This is a genomic window from Erythrobacter sp. SN021, assembly GCF_021864455.1.
The window spans coordinates 20,357-39,154 of record NZ_JAKKUW010000007.1 but is presented as its reverse complement, the minus strand read 5'-3'; the positions used below and the strand labels follow the sequence as shown (position 1 = coordinate 39,154).

25 protein-coding genes are annotated in these 18,798 nt (G+C 63.9%); 8 read left to right on the top strand and 17 right to left on the bottom strand.

The annotated features are described in order from the left end of the window. The first annotated feature begins 66 nt into the window (after window positions 1-66). Window positions 67-831 carry an SDR family NAD(P)-dependent oxidoreductase gene (locus tag L5849_RS14215; RefSeq protein WP_115417461.1) on the top strand — a complete coding sequence of 255 codons (765 nt, stop codon included), beginning with the start codon at window positions 67-69 and terminating at the stop codon, window positions 829-831. On the opposite strand, the gene L5849_RS14210 is transcribed toward L5849_RS14215, so the two are convergent. From L5849_RS14210 to L5849_RS14195, 4 genes are read right to left on the bottom strand one after another with little or no spacing between them, the layout of a single operon-like run. Further along, window positions 828-2,237: an efflux transporter outer membrane subunit gene (locus L5849_RS14210; RefSeq protein ID WP_236926101.1), complete on the bottom strand. Its 1,410-nt coding sequence runs from the start codon at window positions 2,235-2,237 to the stop codon at window positions 828-830. The genes L5849_RS14215 and L5849_RS14210 overlap by 4 nt on opposite strands. Then, complete coding sequence (locus L5849_RS14205; RefSeq protein ID WP_236926100.1) at window positions 2,234-3,217, bottom strand: efflux RND transporter periplasmic adaptor subunit; 984 nt, start codon at window positions 3,215-3,217, stop codon at window positions 2,234-2,236. The genes L5849_RS14210 and L5849_RS14205 overlap by 4 nt, the downstream gene beginning before the upstream one ends. Before the next feature lies 1 nt (window position 3,218). Next, window positions 3,219-3,962 (bottom strand): ABC transporter ATP-binding protein, encoded by a 744-nt coding sequence (locus tag L5849_RS14200; RefSeq protein ID WP_174223755.1) that lies wholly within the window; start codon window positions 3,960-3,962, stop codon window positions 3,219-3,221. Beyond that, a complete protein-coding gene (locus tag L5849_RS14195; protein WP_236926099.1) occupies window positions 3,962-5,095 on the bottom strand; it encodes an ABC transporter permease in 1,134 nt (377 codons plus the stop codon). Before L5849_RS14195 ends, L5849_RS14200 begins: the two co-directional genes overlap by 1 nt. 71 nt (window positions 5,096-5,166) lie before the next feature. On the opposite strand from L5849_RS14195, the gene L5849_RS14190 reads away from it, so the two are divergent. Continuing rightward, complete coding sequence (locus L5849_RS14190; RefSeq protein ID WP_236926098.1) at window positions 5,167-5,793, top strand: TetR/AcrR family transcriptional regulator; 627 nt, start codon at window positions 5,167-5,169, stop codon at window positions 5,791-5,793. A 27-nt stretch (window positions 5,794-5,820) separates the two neighbouring features. Here the strand turns inward: L5849_RS14190 and L5849_RS14185 are convergent, their stop codons facing one another. Genes L5849_RS14185 through flgB form a run of 13 tightly spaced genes read right to left on the bottom strand, consistent with a single transcriptional unit; the run spans window position 5,821 to window position 15,283 of the window. After that, window positions 5,821-6,648, bottom strand: a complete 828-nt coding sequence (locus tag L5849_RS14185) for a flagellar motor protein MotB (RefSeq protein ID WP_236926097.1) — start codon at window positions 6,646-6,648, stop codon at window positions 5,821-5,823. Between the two features lies 1 nt (window position 6,649). Further along, window positions 6,650-7,513, bottom strand: coding sequence for a flagellar motor stator protein MotA (motA, locus tag L5849_RS14180; RefSeq protein ID WP_115417470.1), 864 nt, complete (start codon window positions 7,511-7,513; stop codon window positions 6,650-6,652). A 28-nt stretch (window positions 7,514-7,541) separates the two neighbouring features. Continuing rightward, complete coding sequence (locus tag L5849_RS14175) at window positions 7,542-8,453, bottom strand: flagellin (protein WP_115417471.1); 912 nt, start codon at window positions 8,451-8,453, stop codon at window positions 7,542-7,544. Beyond that, window positions 8,450-9,790 (bottom strand): flagellar hook-associated protein FlgK, encoded by a 1,341-nt coding sequence (flgK, locus tag L5849_RS14170; RefSeq protein ID WP_115417473.1) that lies wholly within the window; start codon window positions 9,788-9,790, stop codon window positions 8,450-8,452. Before flgK ends, L5849_RS14175 begins: the two co-directional genes overlap by 4 nt. Then, on the bottom strand, window positions 9,790-10,095 hold the full coding sequence (locus L5849_RS14165; protein WP_115417474.1) for a rod-binding protein: 306 nt from the start codon (window positions 10,093-10,095) through the stop codon (window positions 9,790-9,792). Before L5849_RS14165 ends, flgK begins: the two co-directional genes overlap by 1 nt. Beyond that, entirely contained in the window at window positions 10,092-11,189 is a 1,098-nt protein-coding gene (locus tag L5849_RS14160; RefSeq protein ID WP_115417476.1) for a flagellar basal body P-ring protein FlgI, read from the bottom strand. The genes L5849_RS14165 and L5849_RS14160 overlap by 4 nt, the downstream gene beginning before the upstream one ends. 11 nt (window positions 11,190-11,200) lie before the next feature. Continuing rightward, on the bottom strand, window positions 11,201-11,854 hold the full coding sequence (locus tag L5849_RS14155) for a flagellar basal body L-ring protein FlgH (protein WP_115417478.1): 654 nt from the start codon (window positions 11,852-11,854) through the stop codon (window positions 11,201-11,203). A gap of 11 nt (window positions 11,855-11,865) precedes the next feature. Beyond that, on the bottom strand, window positions 11,866-12,654 hold the full coding sequence (gene flgG, locus L5849_RS14150; protein ID WP_115417480.1) for a flagellar basal-body rod protein FlgG: 789 nt from the start codon (window positions 12,652-12,654) through the stop codon (window positions 11,866-11,868). A 19-nt stretch (window positions 12,655-12,673) separates the two neighbouring features. Next, a complete protein-coding gene (locus L5849_RS14145) occupies window positions 12,674-13,414 on the bottom strand; it encodes a flagellar basal body rod protein FlgF (protein WP_115417481.1) in 741 nt (246 codons plus the stop codon). A gap of 5 nt (window positions 13,415-13,419) precedes the next feature. Next, window positions 13,420-14,232, bottom strand: a complete 813-nt coding sequence (locus L5849_RS14140) for a flagellar hook-basal body complex protein (protein WP_236926096.1) — start codon at window positions 14,230-14,232, stop codon at window positions 13,420-13,422. A gap of 15 nt (window positions 14,233-14,247) precedes the next feature. Continuing rightward, window positions 14,248-14,532, bottom strand: a complete 285-nt coding sequence (locus tag L5849_RS14135) for a flagellar hook assembly protein FlgD (RefSeq protein WP_115417484.1) — start codon at window positions 14,530-14,532, stop codon at window positions 14,248-14,250. After that, the gene (gene flgC / locus L5849_RS14130) at window positions 14,529-14,933 is read right to left on the bottom strand and encodes a flagellar basal body rod protein FlgC (RefSeq protein ID WP_115417486.1); all 405 of its coding nucleotides are present in this window, start codon (window positions 14,931-14,933) and stop codon (window positions 14,529-14,531) included. The genes L5849_RS14135 and flgC overlap by 4 nt, the downstream gene beginning before the upstream one ends. A gap of 2 nt (window positions 14,934-14,935) precedes the next feature. Continuing rightward, on the bottom strand, window positions 14,936-15,283 hold the full coding sequence (gene flgB / locus L5849_RS14125; protein WP_115417487.1) for a flagellar basal body rod protein FlgB: 348 nt from the start codon (window positions 15,281-15,283) through the stop codon (window positions 14,936-14,938). Window positions 15,284-15,465: 182 nt separating this feature from the next. Between flgB and L5849_RS14120 the strand changes: the two genes are divergently transcribed. The 6 genes from L5849_RS14120 to L5849_RS14095 all read left to right on the top strand — a co-directional run bounded on the left by L5849_RS14120 (window position 15,466) and on the right by L5849_RS14095 (window position 18,739). Continuing rightward, window positions 15,466-16,122, top strand: coding sequence for a MotA/TolQ/ExbB proton channel family protein (locus L5849_RS14120; protein ID WP_236926095.1), 657 nt, complete (start codon window positions 15,466-15,468; stop codon window positions 16,120-16,122). Continuing rightward, window positions 16,119-16,538, top strand: coding sequence for a hypothetical protein (locus L5849_RS14115; RefSeq protein ID WP_236926094.1), 420 nt, complete (start codon window positions 16,119-16,121; stop codon window positions 16,536-16,538). The genes L5849_RS14120 and L5849_RS14115 overlap by 4 nt, the downstream gene beginning before the upstream one ends. Window positions 16,539-16,664: 126 nt before the next feature. Then, window positions 16,665-17,108 (top strand): flagella basal body P-ring formation protein FlgA, encoded by a 444-nt coding sequence (locus L5849_RS14110; protein WP_234041462.1) that lies wholly within the window; start codon window positions 16,665-16,667, stop codon window positions 17,106-17,108. 80 nt (window positions 17,109-17,188) lie between these two features. After that, the gene (locus L5849_RS14105) at window positions 17,189-17,476 is read left to right on the top strand and encodes a flagellar biosynthesis anti-sigma factor FlgM (RefSeq protein WP_234041463.1); all 288 of its coding nucleotides are present in this window, start codon (window positions 17,189-17,191) and stop codon (window positions 17,474-17,476) included. Beyond that, the gene (locus L5849_RS14100) at window positions 17,473-17,808 is read left to right on the top strand and encodes a hypothetical protein (RefSeq protein ID WP_115417494.1); all 336 of its coding nucleotides are present in this window, start codon (window positions 17,473-17,475) and stop codon (window positions 17,806-17,808) included. The genes L5849_RS14105 and L5849_RS14100 overlap by 4 nt, the downstream gene beginning before the upstream one ends. Before the next feature lie 76 nt (window positions 17,809-17,884). Further along, complete coding sequence (locus L5849_RS14095; RefSeq protein WP_236926093.1) at window positions 17,885-18,739, top strand: transglycosylase SLT domain-containing protein; 855 nt, start codon at window positions 17,885-17,887, stop codon at window positions 18,737-18,739. Window positions 18,740-18,798: the final 59 nt, after the last annotated feature.

Here is an 18,798-nt window from a genome sequence, read left to right as displayed (position 1 = left end):
TGAGCCACAGAAGGGTTCGGCGTCTCGCGATGCCGGACCCTTTTTCTTGAGCCAAGGGGAATAGCCATGTCGTCATTCGATCTGACCGGAAAGGTCGCTGTCATAACCGGATCGAGCCGTGGGATCGGCCGTGCCATTGCCGAAGGCCTTGCGGCGCAGGGCGCGCGTGTCGTGATCTCCAGCCGCAAGCAGGATGCCTGCGAGGACGTCGCTGCGGCAATCAATGCCGAGCATGGCCAAGGCAGCGCGGTGGCGATCGCCGCTTCCATTTCCGAGAAAGCCCAGCTCGAGGACCTGTTCGCACAGACCAGGGAGAGACTCGGCCCGGTCGACATCCTCGTCTGCAATGCGGCGAGCAATCCCCATTACGGGTCGATGGACGGGATCTCCGACGAGCAGTTCCGCAAGGTCCTCGATAACAATATCATGTCGAACCACTGGCTGATCCAGTTGGCCCTGCCCGCCATGCGCGAGAAAGGCGATGGAGCGATCCTCGTCATCAGTTCGATCGGGGGCCTGCGCGCCTCGACCACGATCGGGGCCTATTGCGTTTCGAAGGCCGCCGATTTCCAGCTCGTGCGCAATTATGCCGCCGAGAACGGCAAGCACGGCATCCGCGTCAACGGAATCGCTCCGGGGCTGGTGAAGACCGATTTTGCCAAAGCGCTATGGGACGATCCGCAAGCACTCGCCGCGACCGAGAAGAGGCTTGCCATGCGCCGGATCGGCAAGCCGGAGGATATCGCCGGGGCGGCCATCTATCTCTCCTCACCCGCAGCGAAATGGACCACCGGTCAGACCATCGTGGTCGATGGCGGAGCGATGATCTAGGGGAGATCGTTCCCGCCCAGCGCCTGCCACAGCAGGACACGCGCACGGCGGGCGCGGCCAAGCGCGGCCGCCGCGCGTTCTCCGCTGGCATCGGCCGCCCGCCGCGCTTCGAGAACGGTCAGGAAATCCGCCAACCCGGCTTCATATCGCGTATTGGCGAGCCGCGCCGCGCGTTGCAGGTTCGCAGCCTCCGCCGCTGCGGCCCGTGCTTCGACATCGGCGGCGGCAACCAGGCCATAACCCGCCTCGGCATCGCCCAAAGCCGTATAGACCGTGCCCCGATAGGCCTCGAAAGCAGCCTTCTTTTCCGCTGCGGCTCCATCGATTTCGGCTTGTATCCGTCCGAAATCGAGCAGTGGACCGGCAATCGTCGCGGCAAGCGAGCCGACCACCGATTCACTGTCGAACACATCGCCGATCCCGAAGGCAAGCAGGCCGATCGCACCCGACAGGTCGAAGGTCGGAAACCGCCTGCGCGCCGTTGCGGCAAGCTCTGCATCCTCCGCCGCCAGGGTAGCGGCCGCGGCAAGCACGTCCGGTCGGTTGGCGAGCAGCGCGGAAGGAAGCGTTTCGGGCGGAGCGGGCAGATGCGCATCGGCTTCGCCTTGCGCCAGCGCGGCGCGAACCTGCGCCCCGCTTTGGGCCGTCAGCGTTACGAGCCGTCCCAGAAGGCGAGTCCGTTCGCTCTCGAGGGCCGCCAGGCGGCTGCGCGAACTGGCTGCCGAGCCTTCCGCGCGCACGCGATCGAAGCCGGGCGCGATCCCGGCGCGTTCGCGCACGTCGGCAAGCCGCGCAAGTTCCCGGGCCGAAGCCAGATCGCTGCGCACTTCGGCATCGCGTGCCTCGACGGTCCGCCAGTCGATCACGCTCGCCGCGATCTCCGCGAGCAGCGCGTTGCGCACTGCCCGCCGGCTGGCATTCGCGGAATCGATCCGGGCCAGTGCGGCGCGTTCCTGCGCGCGCAGGCGACCGAACAAGTCGAGGTCCCAGCGCGCCGTGAGATTGGCCGCATAGGATACGCGCTCGGTGTCGAATGTCACCCCCGGCGGCAGATCGCCGCCGAAAGAGGCCGGGTTGGTGCGCGTGCCGGTTACCGAGGCGTTCGCGCCGATATCGGGCAGACGTTCGGCCCCCGCGCGAGCGGCTCCGGCACGGGCCTGTTCAACCCGCGCCGCGGCTTCTGCCAAAGTGGGCGAGGAAGCGAGTGCCTGAGCGGCAAGCGTATCGAACGCGGGATCGTCGACCGGCAGCAATTCGGCCAGGGTCGTTTCCTGCTGCGTATCGGGCGCGAAAAGGAAGCTTTCGGGCAGGACCGGCACCGGTGTCGCGATCTCGGGCGGCGGACCTGCCGCGCAGGACGCAAGCGCCAGCGCGCTAGCGGCCAGGAAGAATGCGCGCGGCATCATTCCCCATCCCCCTTCGCGGCGATATAGGCATCGACCTGCTGGCCGACGCGGAACAGGCCGTTGGTTTCGGGCAGTTCATAGATAAGCTGCAGCACGCGCACATCGACACGTTCCGCGGCGCTGTTGGTAAGCGAGCGTTTGGGCACCACGAGCGGCTCGGCCCGGACGAACCTGGCCTTGACCCGCCGGTCGGATGCACCGCGCGGGCTGACTGTTGCCGGGGCTCCAAGCGCAACGCGCGGCGCCTGCTCTTCGTCGATATCGATGCGGACATGTAGCGGCTGCGTTTGCCCCATCTCGATGAAGGGTTGCGATCCGCCGCCGCCCATCGTGCTGACATATTCGCCCTTGCGAATGTTCACCGCCAGAATTTCGCCCGCGATCGGCGCGCGCACGGTCAGACGGCCGATCTCGGTCTGCGCCGAACCTGCGCGAGCCTGTGCGGCCTGCAGGCGAGCCTGCGCCAGTCTCAGTCGCTCGCGGGCGGTGGACGCGTCACCCTCCGCGCGGATCACTTCGGCCCGGCTGACCGCTGCCGGGTCGTCGACATTGCGATAAAGCGCGAGTTGCTGCTCTGCGGTGGCCCGCGCAGTACGGGCTTCCGCAATCGCGGCGCGCGCCTCTGCGATCGCCGCATTGGCCTCGCGTAGCTGTGCCCGCACGGCGCGGTCATCGACGGTGAACAGCACCTGCCCCTCGCTCACGCGGTCACCCGGCTGAACGGACAGGCCTGTGATGAGCCCGGACAGCGCCGAGCCGATCTGAATCGTCTCGCTCGAGGGTTCGACCACGCCCGCGCCCGCGACACGCGCCTGCGCCGCCAGCTCCGCCGGAGCACGTGGCGGCTCGCGCTCGGGCTCGCTGAGTTCCCGGTCGGGCAGGCCGACGAAAATGAACAGCACCGCCGCGAGCAAACCGAGCAGGGCAATCACCGGGAGAATTTGGCGCGAAAAGCTTAGGTTTTTCCAGTTGAGTGCCATGTCAGTGTCCTTCGGGCACGTCCGTGCCGTCGTGGGTGATCCGCCCGTCCTCGAGCACGAGGATACGGTCGGCGAGGTCGAAAATCCGGTTATCGTGGGTCACGATTATGCATGCGCGGTCTTCCGCGACCGCGACATCGCGCAGGAGATCCATCACCCGACGGCCCGAAGACGCGTCGAGCGCCGCCGTCGGTTCGTCGCACACCACCAGGCGCGGCTCGTGAACCAAGGCGCGGGCAATGGCGACGCGCTGTTGCTGTCCGCCCGATAGCTGGCGCGGCAGCTTGTCGGCCTGATCGCCGATATTGAGCTTTTCCAGCATGGCGACCGCCTTTTCGCGCGCTTCGAGCCGGTCCATCCCCTGGGCGATCAGCGGCACCGCCGCGTTGTTTGCAGCGTCGATCGAGGGGATCAGATTATACTGCTGGAAGATGAAGCCGATGTTCTGCAGGCGGAATTCCACCAGGTCGGTATCGCCCAGCTCGTAGATGTCGGTCCCGAATACCTTCACTTCGCCCAGCGTCGGCCACAAAATGCCGCACATGATCGAAATAAGAGTCGTCTTGCCCGAACCGCTTTCTCCGACGAGGAAGGTCAGCTCGCCCGCGCGGATATCGAGATCGATCCCGTGAAGCACGGTGATCGTCTGCTGTCCCGCCTGGAAATCGCGCGTCACGCCGCGTGTGCAGATCGCCGCTTCGGGCTTGCATCCGCCGATGGCGCTGGTGTCGATCGGCGTGCCCATCAGCGGAACACCGATGCCGGCTCGGTCTTGAGCACGTTGCGCAGCGCCAGCCAGCCGGTCAGCGCAAGGATGAGGAATACCGCAACCAGGCTGACCAGCGGGATCTGCCACGGAATGTAAAATCCCTTGAAGGTCGGATTGCTCGAGAAACCCCAGATGAAGAACACCGTCCCGATCACGCCGAGTCCGTAGCCGATCAGCCCCACCAGCCCGGCTTGTACCGCGACCATCCGGCGGATTTTCCGATTGGTGACGCCGATCGCCTTCAGCGCGCCGAACTGCTTGATGTTGTCGCGGATGAACAGGCTGAAGGTCAGCCCCACGATTGCCACGCCGACAATGAAGCCGAGCGCGACGGTAATCCCGAAATTCAGCGGAATACCCGTGTTCTCGATAATGAAATCGATCCCGTCCTGCGCGAATTCGTCGCGTGTCCGGGCCTTGAGGCCGGTTTCGCGTTCGATCCGTTCCGACAGGGCCTTGGCCTGCATCGGATCTTCGGCACCCACCAGCACGAAAGACAGGCGATTGCGCGTGCCCGGCACGTAATTCAGCGCCTGACTGTATTTGGTATAGAGCACGACGGTGCTGGTGAAGCTGGGGATCGCATCGGCAATTCCCCTTATCACCGCGCGCTGATCGTTCAGCTCCAGCCGTTCGCCGATCGGGGACTGGCCGGGAAACATGCGCGTGGTGCCGACATCGTCGATGATCACGCTGTCAGGTCGCGAAAGAACGTCCGAAGACCCTTCGAGCATGCGCTTGGGCAGGCCGATCAGCGTCGCATCGTCGACCCCGATGACCGCCACCCCTTCGAGATCGCCATCCTTGGTACGAACGCTGGCCTGCGCACGGATATGCGGCACCGCCCATTCCACGCCCGGTACGCTGCGCACCTTGTCGAGCGCGGTGGACGGCAGGGCGTAAGCGACATCGCTTGTCCGGCTGACCGGGTCCATCACCCACACATCCGCGCTGGAGACATTGTAAACGCCGCTCGCCCCGCGCTCGATCAGATTGACGAAAATGGTCAATTGTTGCGTAATGAGCAGAGTGGAGAACGCAATGCCGAACACCAGTCCGTAAAATTTCTGGGCGTCCCCGGTAAGCATTCTGATCGCAATCCAGAGCATGCTTGCTTGCCTTCGCCTTCCGACTCGTCCATTAGTGAACGATAGCGTTCAACTGAACGGGACCGTTCAATTTGTCAAGCGAGAGCTCGAAAAAACCAGGTCGGCCGATAATCACGGCAAAGCGCGACGCGATCATCGCGGCGGCGGCGGAGTCTTTCTTCACCAAAGGTTTCGCGGCGACGTCAATCGAACAGGTCGCGGCGGATGCGGGTGTTTCGAAGGTCACGATATATAATCATTTCGGCGACAAACGGGCGTTGTTCGCGGCGTCGGTCGACGATCAATGCGCTGCCATGCGGGCGAGTTTCGCGCTCGAGCCCGCGCCTACCGGTACGCTGCGCGAGCGCCTTACGGCAATCGCGGAGGCGATGGTCGCCTTCCTGTCGCGCGAGGAACTGGTGCGCTTCGACCGCCGGATTGCCGCGGAAACCGAGACCGAACCCGAAATCGGCGAGGCGTTTCTTGCCGCAGGGCCGCACCGCATGCGCTCTGCCTTCGCCGCATTGCTCGACACCATGGTTGCAGGTGGCGAACTCGATATCGCAGATACCGAACTGGCGGTCGAACAATTCGTCTCGATGTGCAAGGGCATGGGCGATCTGGAGCGCCGCTTCGGCCAACCCGCCGATCCGGCGTGTGACCGCCGCCGCATCGATGGCGCCGTCGAGGTTTTTTGCCGCGCCTATGCGCGCGGCTAGTCCAGCGCCCGCCCGCCTGCCGACGCTTCAGTCTTCGAGAGAGATCGAAATCCGGCGATTGCGCGGATCGGCGGGATCGCCGGAAATCAGCGGCTCTGTGTCCGCAACGCCTTCGATCCGACGGAAACGGCCCCGTGAAATGCCATGGCGGATCAGCGTCTGGCGGGTTGCCTCGGCGCGCCCGGCGGAAAGCGACCAATTGTTGACCCGCGTCGGATCGCGATATTGCAGGGCATCGGTGTGACCGCGCACCGTGATCTGGCCACCTTCCGGCCCGATGGCTTCGGCCACGATATCGAGCAGATCGCGTGCGTCCGTCGTCAGCACCGTGGTGCCCAGAGCGAACATCGAGAAATCCGCATCGTCGACCAGGTCGATCCTGATACCCGTGGTGGTATCGATCATCCGTACCTGGCGCATCAGCCGCTTGAGCCGTTCCTTGTCGGCGATCGCCTCGGTAACGCGGATCTGTATCCGCTTGATGGTCGCGGCGCCTTCCTTCGGACCTCCGGTGGCGTCGCGCGGCACGGTAAGCGTCTTCGTTCCGGTCTGCCCGGCGGCATGCGGGTAATTGTCAACATCGACCAGCGAGGATCCACCCAACACGCCGTCGGCGCCCGCGCTCTGTTCCTTGGTCTTGACCAGCGTCGGGGTGAAATAGTCAGCCAGCCCCTTGCGCTGGTCTTCCGTGGTCGCACCGAGCAGCCAGAGCAGCAGGAAGAAGGCCATCATCGCGGTAACGAAGTCGGCATAGGCCACCTTCCACGCTCCGCCATGATGCCCCGCCTCCACGACGGTCACCTTCTTGACGATGATCGGAACGGGATCGTTGCGGCCGTCTGCCTTGCTGGCCATGTCAACGCCCCCGCAACGCGTCGAGGAGTTCGTTCAGGCCGGGGCGGACCGTATGGCCGAGGCTCGACCGGGCGCTTTCCACCACCAGCGGCTGCGGATGGCCATAAAGCGACGCGATGATCACCTGCTTTACCGCATGGAAGATCTGCTCGTCCTGCTCGAGTACCTGTTTGAGACGCCCGGCAAGTGGGCCGACGATACCATAGGCCAGCAACACGCCGAGGAAGGTTCCGACCAGCGCCGCGCCGATCATCTTGCCGAGGATTTCGGGCGGCTGATCGATCGATCCCATTGTTTTGACAACCCCCAGAACGGCGGCGACGATACCGAGAGCCGGCAAGGCGTCGGACAGCGTCTGGAGATTGTGTTGCGGTTCGTGCTGCTCGTGGAAGTGCGTTTTCATTGCATTGTCCATCACCTCTTCGACGGCATGCGTTTCCAGCGTGCCGGAAGAGACCACCAGCAATGTCAGCGTGTCGCAGATGAGCGCGGTGAGAGCCTCGTTCTTGAGGAGGTTCGGATACTCGCTGAAAACGGTGGAATTGGCCGGGTCGTCGACGTGACTCTCAAGCGCCACCGGACCGTCGTTCTTGAGCATGCGCATCAGTTGCGTCGTCAGAGCGATCGCATCGATATGGTCCTGCTTGGTGTGTTGCGGACCCTTGAAGATTTTCTTGAAGGCCCCGCCGAGAGCCTTCAGCCCGTCGAGCGAATTGCCCGCCACCATCGCGCCGACGGCCGCCCCGCCGATGATGAGCATTTCGTACGGCATGGCCGCAAGAACCGGACCCATCGCGCCGCCGCTGAGCATAAAACCGCCGAAAACCATGATGATCAGGACGATGATGCCGATGATCGCGTACATTATGCAATTCCTCCGATTACGCGCGCGATCAGCGCAGCATTGAAAACAGCGAAAGGTTGGCGAGACGAACGAAGCTGGCCTGGCTTGCCTCGAGGACGGTCATGGTTTCCTGAAGGCGTGTCATCGTGGTGGCGATGTCCGCCCCCCCGACATTCGTTCGTTCCTCCGCGATGCGTTCGGCGTTGTTTTCCCGTCGCTCGCTCATCAGGTCGATCCAGTTGAGGCGGGCACCCACCACGGTCTGAGCGGTAGTAACCTTCTCCAGGCCTGCATCGATATCCGCAAGCGCCGCGGAACTCGCGTCGGCTGCCGCCTGACCGCCGCTGGCAAGCGCGGTCGCGAGGCCGCCCAGAACGGCGAAGAGATCGGTCGGACCGCTCGGCGCTTCGAATTCGAAGATTTCCGGTCCGGTCAGAGCCGGTTCGACAGACTGCCCCTCGCCGATTTCCAGCGGGGTAACGGTTGCGGTACCGACGAACTGTACACCCGTGCCATTGTCGACATAGGCCGATCCGCTCGCTTGTCCGCCGAGAAGCGCATGGCCCGAAATGTTGCGGCTGTTGGCCAGCAGGATCAGGTTTTCGCGCAGGCTGGCGACCTCTACTCCAATAGCCCCGCGCTGTTCGTCGCTCAGCGTACTGGAAGAGGCCTGAACCGCCAGTTCCCGTACCCGTACGACGAGATCGCCGATCGAAGTCAGCGTCTGGTCGGTAAGTGAAAGGTCGGCTTCGGCAAGTTGCGAATTGCGCGTATCGACACTGGCCATACGATCATTGCGCGACAGGGTGCGCAGGCGTGCGGCGGCCACGGGATCGTCCGAGGAGCGTTCGAGGCGCTCACCGGTACCGATCTGCTGCTGGAGCGATTCTGCTTGTGCACGCAAGGCCCCGATCTGGCGAGAGCCGCGTTCATAAAATGCACCGGTGCTGAGATTGATCATCGCCCGATCCCCAAGAGAGTGTCGAAAATTTCGCTCGCTGTCTGCATGGCCCGGCCCGAGGCCTGGAAAGCCTGCTGGAAGCGAATGAGATTGGCGGCTTCCTGGTCGAGATCGACTCCCGACTGCGCTTCGAGCGACACGCGCGCAGAAGATGCGATCGTTTCGAGCGCGCCTTGTGTCACGTCCCGCCCGGCGACCTTGCTGGAGACGTCGAACAACAGACCGCTGAGCTTTTGCGCGGGATCGAGGCCCGCCAGCGACTGGCGCAGCGCGTCGAGATTGGCATCGTCGCGGCTACCGGCGCCCGCACCGGCAGGTGCCGTCGCGATCCCTCCGCCCTCGGTCATGACAACGCGCAGAGTTCCCGCTGTCGTTCCGGCGAAGATCGGTTGCCCCTGAGCCCCGTCGAGATCGACGCCCGCCATCTGCGCATTGTTGACTGCATCGGCCAGCCCGGCAGCGATCGTATCGAGCCGGCCGCGGGTCGATGCCAGTTCCGTAAGGGCCAGCGAAGCACCGGCCAGGCTGCCCGACCCGGGCTGCATCGCCTGACCATCGACAGCGAAGCTCAGCGTTCCATCTGCTGCGACAGACGATGTGAGGGTTCCCGCGGTGCCACCTTGCACGAAGCTGCGGGGCGGGTTGGAGCCGAGCGATACGGCTACGGTGCCATCGCTGGCAAAACTGGTGGTCAACGAGCTGAACCCGGCCAACCGTTCGAGCATCTGGTCGCGCTGGTCGAGCAAGGCGGCGCGGTCGCTGCTACCGCTCCCCGCCCGCGTCAGACGCAGGTTCACCCGGGCCAGCTCGGCGCCGACGACATTGGCGTCGGAAACCTGCGCATCGGCCTCGAATCGCAGGCCATCGCCCACGGCATCGAAGCTCGACGCCGCGATGTTGAATTTGTCCGCCAGCGTCGAGGCTTCGGCGATCACCGCCGCGCGCCGGGACGGATCCACCGGATCGCTGGCGAGCTGCTGGAGCGCCGCCTCCAATTCGACTGCCGAGGAAAACACGCCCGATTGCTCGACCGCGCTTTCGATGTTGCGCAGTCCCGACAATTCGACATTGGCCCGCTGAAGGTCGCCCGATGTGCGACGAACCTCGCCCTGGAGAAAGGAATCCGCATTGCGGCGGATTTCCGCGATACGCGCGCCCGACAGCGAGATGTCGCCAATCCGTCCGGCCCCGCCCGAGGCCGAGACCTCCTCGATACGCAGGCTGCGGCGAACATAGCCATCGCTCGACGCATTGGCGATGTTCTGCGCCGTGACGTCCAGCGCGCCGCGCGCTGCACGCGCGCCGCTTGCGGCAATCGAGAGGAGGTCGGATGCCATCAGCCGTCACCCTGCGGAAGAAAGCGTGCAAGCTGGTTCTCGATCGCCGCGGCGAAACCGAGCTGGCCCGATTTTGCCGTCACGTCAGCGAATTGCGAATCGCGCATCTCGCGAAACGTTTCCTCGCCCTGCCCGCCGAACAGATCGTCGCCGCCGAAATCGGTGCTTCGCGCACTCGCCAGCATCTGACGCAGCAGGATCGCCTCGAATTGCTGCGCGGCATCGCGCAGTTCGTTGCGGGCGGGCGCGGGTTCGCGGTCCGCCAGTGGCCGGGCGCCACCGAGATTGATCGAGTCGAGGGTCATATGATTACCAGCTCCGCCGTCAGCGATCCGGCCTGCTTCAGGCCTTCGAGAATGGCGACGAGATCGGCCGGGCTCGCACCGAGTGCGTTGAGAGCGTCGACCACCTCGGCCAGCGATGCACCGGGGCCGATGCGCGAGACGACGTTATCCTGCTGGCTCGCCGATATAGTGCTGTTGGGTTCCAGCGCCGTGCGTCCGCGCGAGAAGGGCGCTGGCTGAACCACCATCGGATTCTCGTCGATCCGCACCACCAGGCTACCGTGGCTTATTGCCGCGGGGGCCAGCCGCACGGCACTGGAGATGACGATCGTGCCCGTCCGGCTGTTGATGACAACCTTCGCGGCGCGTTCGGCCGGATTGATTTCCAGCATTTCGATCCGCGCCATGATTTCCGCGCGGGTATTGGCGCCCGGCGGCAGCATCAGCGCCAGCGTCACCCCGTCCTCGACCTGCGCCATGCCGGGATAGGCACCGTTGATCGCATCGCGCACGCGCGAGATGGTCAGGAAATCGGCATAATAGAGGTTCCAGCGCAGGACTTCGCTGAAATCGAAATTGCTGGTCACAGCCTGTTCGACTGTTGCGCCATCGGCAATCCGGCCCACAGTCGGCACATTGACTGTCAGCTTCGAACCGTCCTTGCCCGATACGCCGAGCCCGCCCACGGCGAGGTTGCCCTGCGCCATGGCGTATATCTGACCGTCGGCGCCATAAAGCGGGGTCATGACCAGCGCGCCGCCGCGCAGCGACTTGGCCTTGCCCATGGTCGAGACCGTGACGTCGATCCGCTGGCCGGGCTTTGCAAAGGCCGGCAGTTCGGCGGTAATAATTACCGCTGCGGCATTCTTGAGCGCCGGGTTGACGCCAGGCGGCAGTTGCAGCCCGAGACGGCCCGATACGCCGCGCATGGCCTGGGTCAGATAGGCGAAATTGTCGTCGCCCGACCCGTCCAGACCGACGACGATGCCATAGCCGGTCAGTTGGTTGGAGCGGACGGACTGGAACTGGCCGAGATCGCGGACCCGTTCGGCCGCTGCCGGTACCGGTAGCGACGCGAGCAGCGCGACGAAGAAAATAGCGAGGCGGCGGATCATGATCGATATCCTCAAAACGGCGAAATCGCGCCGAAGAAACGCGACAGCCAGCCTTCGCGGCTTGCACGCTGGACCGAGCCGGCGCCCGAATAGGAAATGCGCGCATCGGCCACCCGGATCGACGGGATGCGATTGTCCTGATCGATATCGGCCAGGCGGATGATGCCGGAAAGCTGAACCCATTCTTCGCCCTGGCTGAGTTGCATGACCTTTTCTCCGCGCACCAGTGCCGTCCCGTTTGGACGAACTTCGGCAATGGTCACGGTCAGGTCGGCCCGGATCGAACTGGCCTGCGAGGCGTCACCCGATCCTTTGAACGACGAACCGCCGGAAGCATTAAGATCGCTGTCGTCGATGCCGACAAATTGCGGAAGAGAGAGCCCGATATTACCGTCGCGCTTGGTCGATCCGCTGGTGGATTTCGATGTCTGTGTGCGTTCGACCAGTACGATCGTCACGATATCGCCGACCCGCGCCGCGCGATTGCCGTAATAAAGCGGCGCATAACCGTGACTGGCCTGATAGATCGCGCCGTCCCGATGCTGCGTAGGCGCCGCCTGCGGGGCTGGCGGGAGCGCTGCAGAAAAGCCTTCGGGCCGCGCGGAGCCCCCACCGCACGCCGCAAGGGCGAGCGTCATCGGGACAAGATAGAGTGCGGGTTTCATAGGACTGGTCCTCACAGCGTCTGGTTGGCGTTGCGCAGCATCTCGTCGACGGCGGAAACCATCTTCGAGCTGATCTCGTAGGCGCGCTGGGCTTCGATCATGTCGACCAGTTCCTGGACGATGTTGACGTTCGAAGCCTCGAGCATGCCCTGGCGAATGTTGCCCCGGCCATTCTCGCCGCCGATTCCCAATTCGGCCGCGCCGCTGGCTGCGGTTTCGACCAGGAAGTTGTCGCCGATCGCCTGGAGGCCCGAAGGATTGGTGAAGCGGGCAACCTGAATCTGCCCCAGCTCGGCCGGTTCGGACTCCCCGGCCAGCGTGGCCGACACGATGCCGTCGGGCGATACCGCAATCGCGGTGGCGCCTTCGGGGACGGTGATCGCGGGCTGCACGGCATAACCCTGCTGGGTCACCAACTGCCCTTCTGCGGAAAGGGTGAAATTGCCCGCGCGGGTGTAGCCGATCTGGCCGCCAGGCATCTCGATCTGGAAGTATCCATCGCCGTCGAGCGCCAGATCGAAGGCGTTGTCGGTGTTGTTGAGCGCGCCCTGCGTCATGATCTGGCTGGTCGACTGGACCGCCACGCCGGTGCCGAGGTTGAGCCCCGTGGCATAAGCGGTTTCGCCCGAGGATCGCTGTCCGGCAACGCGCGCGTCCTGATAGGCGAGCGTGGCGAAATTGGCGCGGTCGCGCTTGAAGCCGGTGGTGCCGACATTGGCCAGGTTGTTGGCGATGACGCGCATGCGCGCATCCTGTGCCTCGAGCCCGGTGCGGGCGACCTGAAGGGCTGAAGTGGGCATGGGCTATCCTTTCCCCTGATTAGCCGAGGCGCATAAGCTGCGCGCCGCTTTCGTCGATTTCGCGTGCGGTGGAGATGACCTTGCTGCGCATGGCGAAGAGCCGCTGCGCATCGATCATGTCGACCAGGACTTCGGTGGTTTTGACATTGGACTGTTCGAGCGCGCCGGATTTGACGGTGGCCGCTTCGTCGGTCGGCAGGATGCCGCCGCCTTCGACGCGGAACAGACCGTCCAGCCCCTTGCTGACCGGCGAGCCTTCCCAGGCCGCCAGCTTGATACGCCCGATCTCGGCCGGGGCCTGCTCGGGAGTTGCCGGGTCGGCGATGGTGATCGTGCCATCGGGCGCGATCGCCGGGATGCCGACCGGCGGAATGGTGATGGGGCCGCCATCTCCCAATACCGGCCGTCCTTCGCCATTGACGAGCAGGCCGGTAGCCGAGACCGAAAGATCCCCCCGGCGGGTATAGGCTTCCGTACCATCGGCCGCCTGCACTGCCATCAGCGCATCGGTCTCGATCGCGATATCGAGATCGCGGCCGGTATCGACGACTTCGCCCGCGACCATGTTCGCACCGCGCACGCTGGCGGTCTGCATCGCGCGCGCCTCGTTGGGTTGCCCCTCGATGGTGACGGCGCGCTGATCGAGCATTTCCGCGCGAAACCCGAGCGTATTGGCATTGGCCATATTGCTCGCGATGACGCGCTGGCTGTCCATCGACGCCCGCATGCCCGATAGCGCGGTATGGATGAGGCGGTCCATGGCAATCAGCTCCGCAGGTTGATGACCGTCTGCGAGATCTGGGTGGCGGTATCGATAGCCTTGGCATTGGCCTGGAAATTACGCTGCGCGGTAATCAGTCCGACCAGTTCCTCGGCGATATCGACATTCGAGCGTTCGAGTGCGCCCGAAAGCAGCGATCCATAGGCACCCGATCCCGGGGAACCATAGCTCGCAGCACCAGACAGTCCGGTGCTTTCCCAATTGGCGGAACCGACCTTCTTGAGCCCGTTTGGCGAAATGAAGCTGGCGAGCGCTACCGCACCGATCGGTTCGACCGATCCATCGGCATAGGACGCCTGAACAAGGCCCGTCTCCGTAATGGTAACGCCCGCGAATTCCGAACCGGCTGCATTGACCGCAGGCACCTGCGCATCGGAAATACCGTTGCCGGTCACCTGGCCATTCGCATCGACCGGAAACACTTGCAGCCGATTGCCGGCGCTGTCGGTGATATGGCCGGTATCGCTCATCGAAAACGAACCCGCACGGGTGTAAAGAGTCGTTCCATCCACCGCAGAGCGCGTGGTGAAGAACCCGTCGCCGGTAATCGCAAGATCCAGTGCCGAACCGGTCTGCTCGACCGGGCCAAGGGCGAAGTTCTGCGTGATCGATTCCACCGATGCGCCGATGCCCTTGATCATCCGGGGGTTGGTCAGCGCAGATCCGGCAACGATTTCCGAAAATTCGGTCCGGCTGCGCTTGAAACCGTAGGTTTCCGAATTCGAGATGTTATGCGCGATGACGCCGAGCGATGTCTGCGCGTTTTTCATGCCGTTGAGCGAGGTGTAGAAGGACATGGAAAGTCTCCTTGGTCAGGTATCGGACGCGGACTGGGAAGTGACGATCAACTGGTCGAGCTTGTCCGCGATCCGCTCGAGCATGGCATTTGTTTCGGTGACACCGGCGAGCGAGGAAAACTGCGCCATCTGCGCCAGCATTTCCTTGTTATCGACCGGGTTGAAGGGGTCCTGCTGCTGCATCTGGACAGTCAGCAGGCGCAGGAAGTCACCCTGCCCCAGCGAACCCATTCCACGACCGGCAACGGGCGCGTTCGATGTGGCGGGGTTGGCCGCCTGATTGGTGGTCGAAGTAATCATTTCATTCTCATCGTTTCGAGCATGAGCTGCTTGGCGGTGGACATGGCCTCGACCATGTTGCGGTACTGACGGGATGCTTCGAGCATCTCGACCATTTCGGCGTTCTCATCGACAGGAGCCTCCCACACATCGCCGTTCTCGTCGGCGAGTGGGTGGCCCGGATCGTGACGGCGGATCGGCGCGACATCTTCGCGCACCACTCCGCCCACACGGACCGAGGAAAGGCCGCTCGCACGGTCGAGCTCCTGCTCGAAGACAGTGCGCATCGGGCGGTAGGCCTCTTCCTCGCTACCCGACACCGAACCGGCATTGGCGAGATTGGAGGCGGCGGTGTTCATCCGCACGAGCTGCGCGGACATGGCGCGATGGCCGATGTCGAAGAAGGAAGTCGGACCGGCCATCGTCATTCGCCCCTGATCGCACGGGTGACGGTTTCGACCCGCCCGCGCAGGAAGTTGAGAGTGGCCGTGTACGCGACTGCGTTTTCGGCGAATGCCGCCTGTTCGGTGGACATTTCGACGGTGTTCCCGTCGAGACTCGCCATGGTCGGCACGCGATACTGGATCGCGCTATCGGCGGCGCGCGCGCTCTCGGCGCCCCCCAGACGGGCCTGCAACGCGGCGGAAAAATCCACGTCGCGTGCTTTGTAGCCAGGCGTTGCCGCATTGGCGATGTTCGAGCCGAGCACACCCATGCGCTGCGACCGGATTTCCAGTGCCGCCCCGTGAATGCCGAACAATCTGTCGCTCATCTGAGCCTCCGCAAGAATTACGGGAGATGTAAAGCAAGGGGCGTGCCAAAATCGATCTGGAGGGCGGAAACAGGGCAAACCGGCAGAATGTGGCAAGCCCTTGCCGGTATGCGGCAAAGTTCGTCCGCCGGATAAATCTGGCCCCATGCCGGTCGTTCTTGGCGGCAAGGAGTAGCAAATTCATGCTGGACACCTGGTACGATCCGACGGCCATTGCCATCGTCCTTGTCGGCACGATCGCCGCGACGATCCTGCGCTGCGGGTTCGCGGACAGCCGTGTTGCCGCCGGCGCCCTGCGCGGGCTGCTTGGCGCGCCTTTCAATGTGGCGAAGGCCAAGGCCAGCCTCGCCATCCAGATACGCGAAATCGCCGATGACGGTTTCATCCGCGCGGAGCCGCGCCACTTCGGCGATAATGAGTTCGACAGCCTTTCCGATCTCATGATCAGCCAGCGATCGATCCAGTCGCTGCATGGCGAACATTCCAAGTTCAAGGAAGCCCGGCTTGCCAATGCGAAGACCGCGATACGCGTGCTCGATTGCGCTGCCGATCTCGCCCCGGTCCTGGGCCTGGCAGGCACTCTTGTCGCGCTGGGGCATGCGCGGGGCGCCGCCCCCGAAGACGCCGGTATCGTCGGAGCGATTTCCATGGCCGTCGTGACGACGCTCTATGGTCTCGTCGCGGCCAACTTTCTTTTCTCGCCCCTGGGGGGCGCGATCGCGCGGAGATCGCGCCGCGAGGAAATCGACCGCGACGAAGTGCTGGAATGGCTCGCTCATGGTATTCGGCGCGCGGGCGTGCCCGACATGGTAGCGGAACCCGAAAAGGAAGCGGCATGATTTTGCGCGCCGCTTCGGGGTGGCAGACGATTACCGCCGATCTCGCCCTCATCCTGTTTCTCATTACCGCTCAGGCTGCGAACGAAACGCCGGAAAAACCCGCGCCACCCGAACCGCGACAATCTGTGCCGCAAGGCTCCTCGGCCCTCGCCCTGCACAGGCCGGGGTCGGGCGAAAGCACTCGCGAGTGGCTGCTTGCCGCCGCCAGCGACGATCGGCAGGTTGCGACCATATCGGTGGGCTATGCGCCCAACCGGCGGGCCGAGGCGCTGGCCGAAGGCGAAAGGCTGTTGAAAGACGCGGAGGATGCGGGCGTTGCCGCCCGGCTCATCGCCATGCCGAATGTCAGGGACGAAATCGTGATTTCGGTCGATTACCTCCGCACCCCGATGAATGGCACGGATTTTGCTGAATAACGGGGACGGGCCTCTCTTTCGGGAGGCGATTATCGTGAACCGGAGCCAGTACCAACCATGCGCCAACAGTTTCTAGGATCGATTGCAGCCGCGTTTTTCGCGACATCCGCGATGGCGGCGTCTCCCATGGACCTGTCGATCATCGATCGTGCCGTCGCCGATTTCACCGGAGCCGGCATCGGCCAGCCGGGCGGCGCGAAACTGCCGGTGGATCGGCGCCTGCGCCTGGACGATTGTCAGACTCCTCTCGATCTCCAGTGGTTCGGGCGCGACCAGCGATCGGTGCAGATTGCCTGCCCGACTGCCGGCTGGCGCATCTATGTCGCTGTAGACAGCCGGATGGGCGCGGCCAGCCGTTTCGGTCAGAGCCACGGGGAAGCGATCGTCAAGCGCGGGGAAAACGTCAGTATCCTGGTGCGCGGCAACGGCTTCACCCTGACCCGGCAAGGTTCGGCCGTGGAAGACGGCGCGCAAGGCGAGTGGATCAAGGTTCGTGTCAATGGGAAAAGGGCCGAAGCCCTGCGCGCAATGGTAATCCGGCCGGGGCAGGTCGGCATCGATTTGCCGTAACCGGCAAAAAACATTGCCGGGGAGTTAAACCCGCGCATGTTTCGCCGTTCTGTTGGATAACCAGCTTATGGAGCGAAACGATGCGTATTGTCGGATTGCCGGAATTTCAGGGGTCGATCGTGCGCCCAAGCGCCGATGTGACGCCTGCGGGGGAAATCACCCCCACGCAGAAGGTTGCGACCGGCCCCCGCGAAGCGGAGGCACCGATGTCGGCCATGCGTGTATCGGCAGGCCGGGACGTCCCCGTCGATCACGACCGCGTGGCCGAGATTCGCAAGGCCATTGAAACAAACTCCTACCCGCTGATCCCCACCGAGATCGCCGATGCGATCATTGCGGCGGGCCTGTACGGAAAGGTCGGGAAATGACCCGCAAACAGGACACTCTTTCTACCCTGCAACAATTGCTCGCACTTTTGCAGGGTGAGCGGCAGGCCCTTGCCGCCCTCGATCTCGATCGGATCGTCACCTGCACGACCGGCAAAATCGATCTGTGCAGCAAGCTGGAAGCCGTCGATCAGGCAAGCCTGGACGAAGAGTGCCTCGGTATTCTCGACGCGGTGCGCCGACTGAACGAAATCAATCGCCGCCTGCGGAACCTTATCGCCAGTAACGTGCAGAACCGGCTCGGAACACTGAGCGGGAATACCTCCCCCTATTCCGCTCTCCCCCGACATAAGATGAGTTTAGCCCTCGCCTGAACCCTCGGGTCGCATTACCTTTCAGATTTGGCACGCCTCTTGCTGAAACACCGGGACAACCAATCCCGGAGGTTTCGTGCCTACAATCAGTCCCGTCCAGACCGCCGAAGTGCAGGGCGCCATTGCCCGCGCTGCAACGCGGACAGGTGTCGACTTCGATTACCTGCTGGCCCAGGCGCGGCTTGAATCCGGCCTGGACCCCAGCGCCAAGGCGCGGACGTCGAGCGCCACCGGCCTCTATCAGTTCATCGATTCCACCTGGCTGCGCACGCTCGACAGGCACGGAGCGAAACACGGGATGGACTGGGCCGACGCCGCCATCGCGCCCAATGGTCGCGTTGCCGATGCAGCGACCCGCGACCAGTTGCTCTCGCTGCGCTATGATGCCGATGCATCCTCCTTGATGGCGGCCGAGCTCACGCGCGACAATGCCGATGGGCTGCGCACGACACTGGGCCGCGAACCGGAACCCGCCGAACTCTATCTCGCCCATTTTCTCGGTCTTGGCGGAGCCCGGAAGTTCCTCGGCGCGCTTGCCAGCAATCCCGATCAATCGGCTGCTGCCCTGATGCCGCAAGCCGCAAGGGCCAACCGCCCGATCTTCTACGCCGATGGCGCGCCCCGTTCGGTCGGCGAAGTGATGTCCTTGATGCGCGGCAAGGTCGATGCGGCCTATGGCGCACCATCGATACCTGGCAGCACGCCCGATGTCGTTGCCGAACTCGCCAACGTTGCAGCGCGACCGGAATTCCAGCCTGCCAGCCCCAATCGCAGGAGGCTTTCTCCCCAACCGCTGCCACCCGATGTCGTCCAGCGTCCCTCCATGGCCGATACTCTGCGCTCTACCTTCGGTGATGCGAACGTGGCCGACAGCCGGGCGAACCGGCACATCGCTTCCGCCTATGGCAAGTTCAAGGCGCTCGGCCTGTGAGCGCGCGTCAGTTTTTCAACCCCGGGCTGGCCCTGCCGATCGGTATTTTGACCATCATC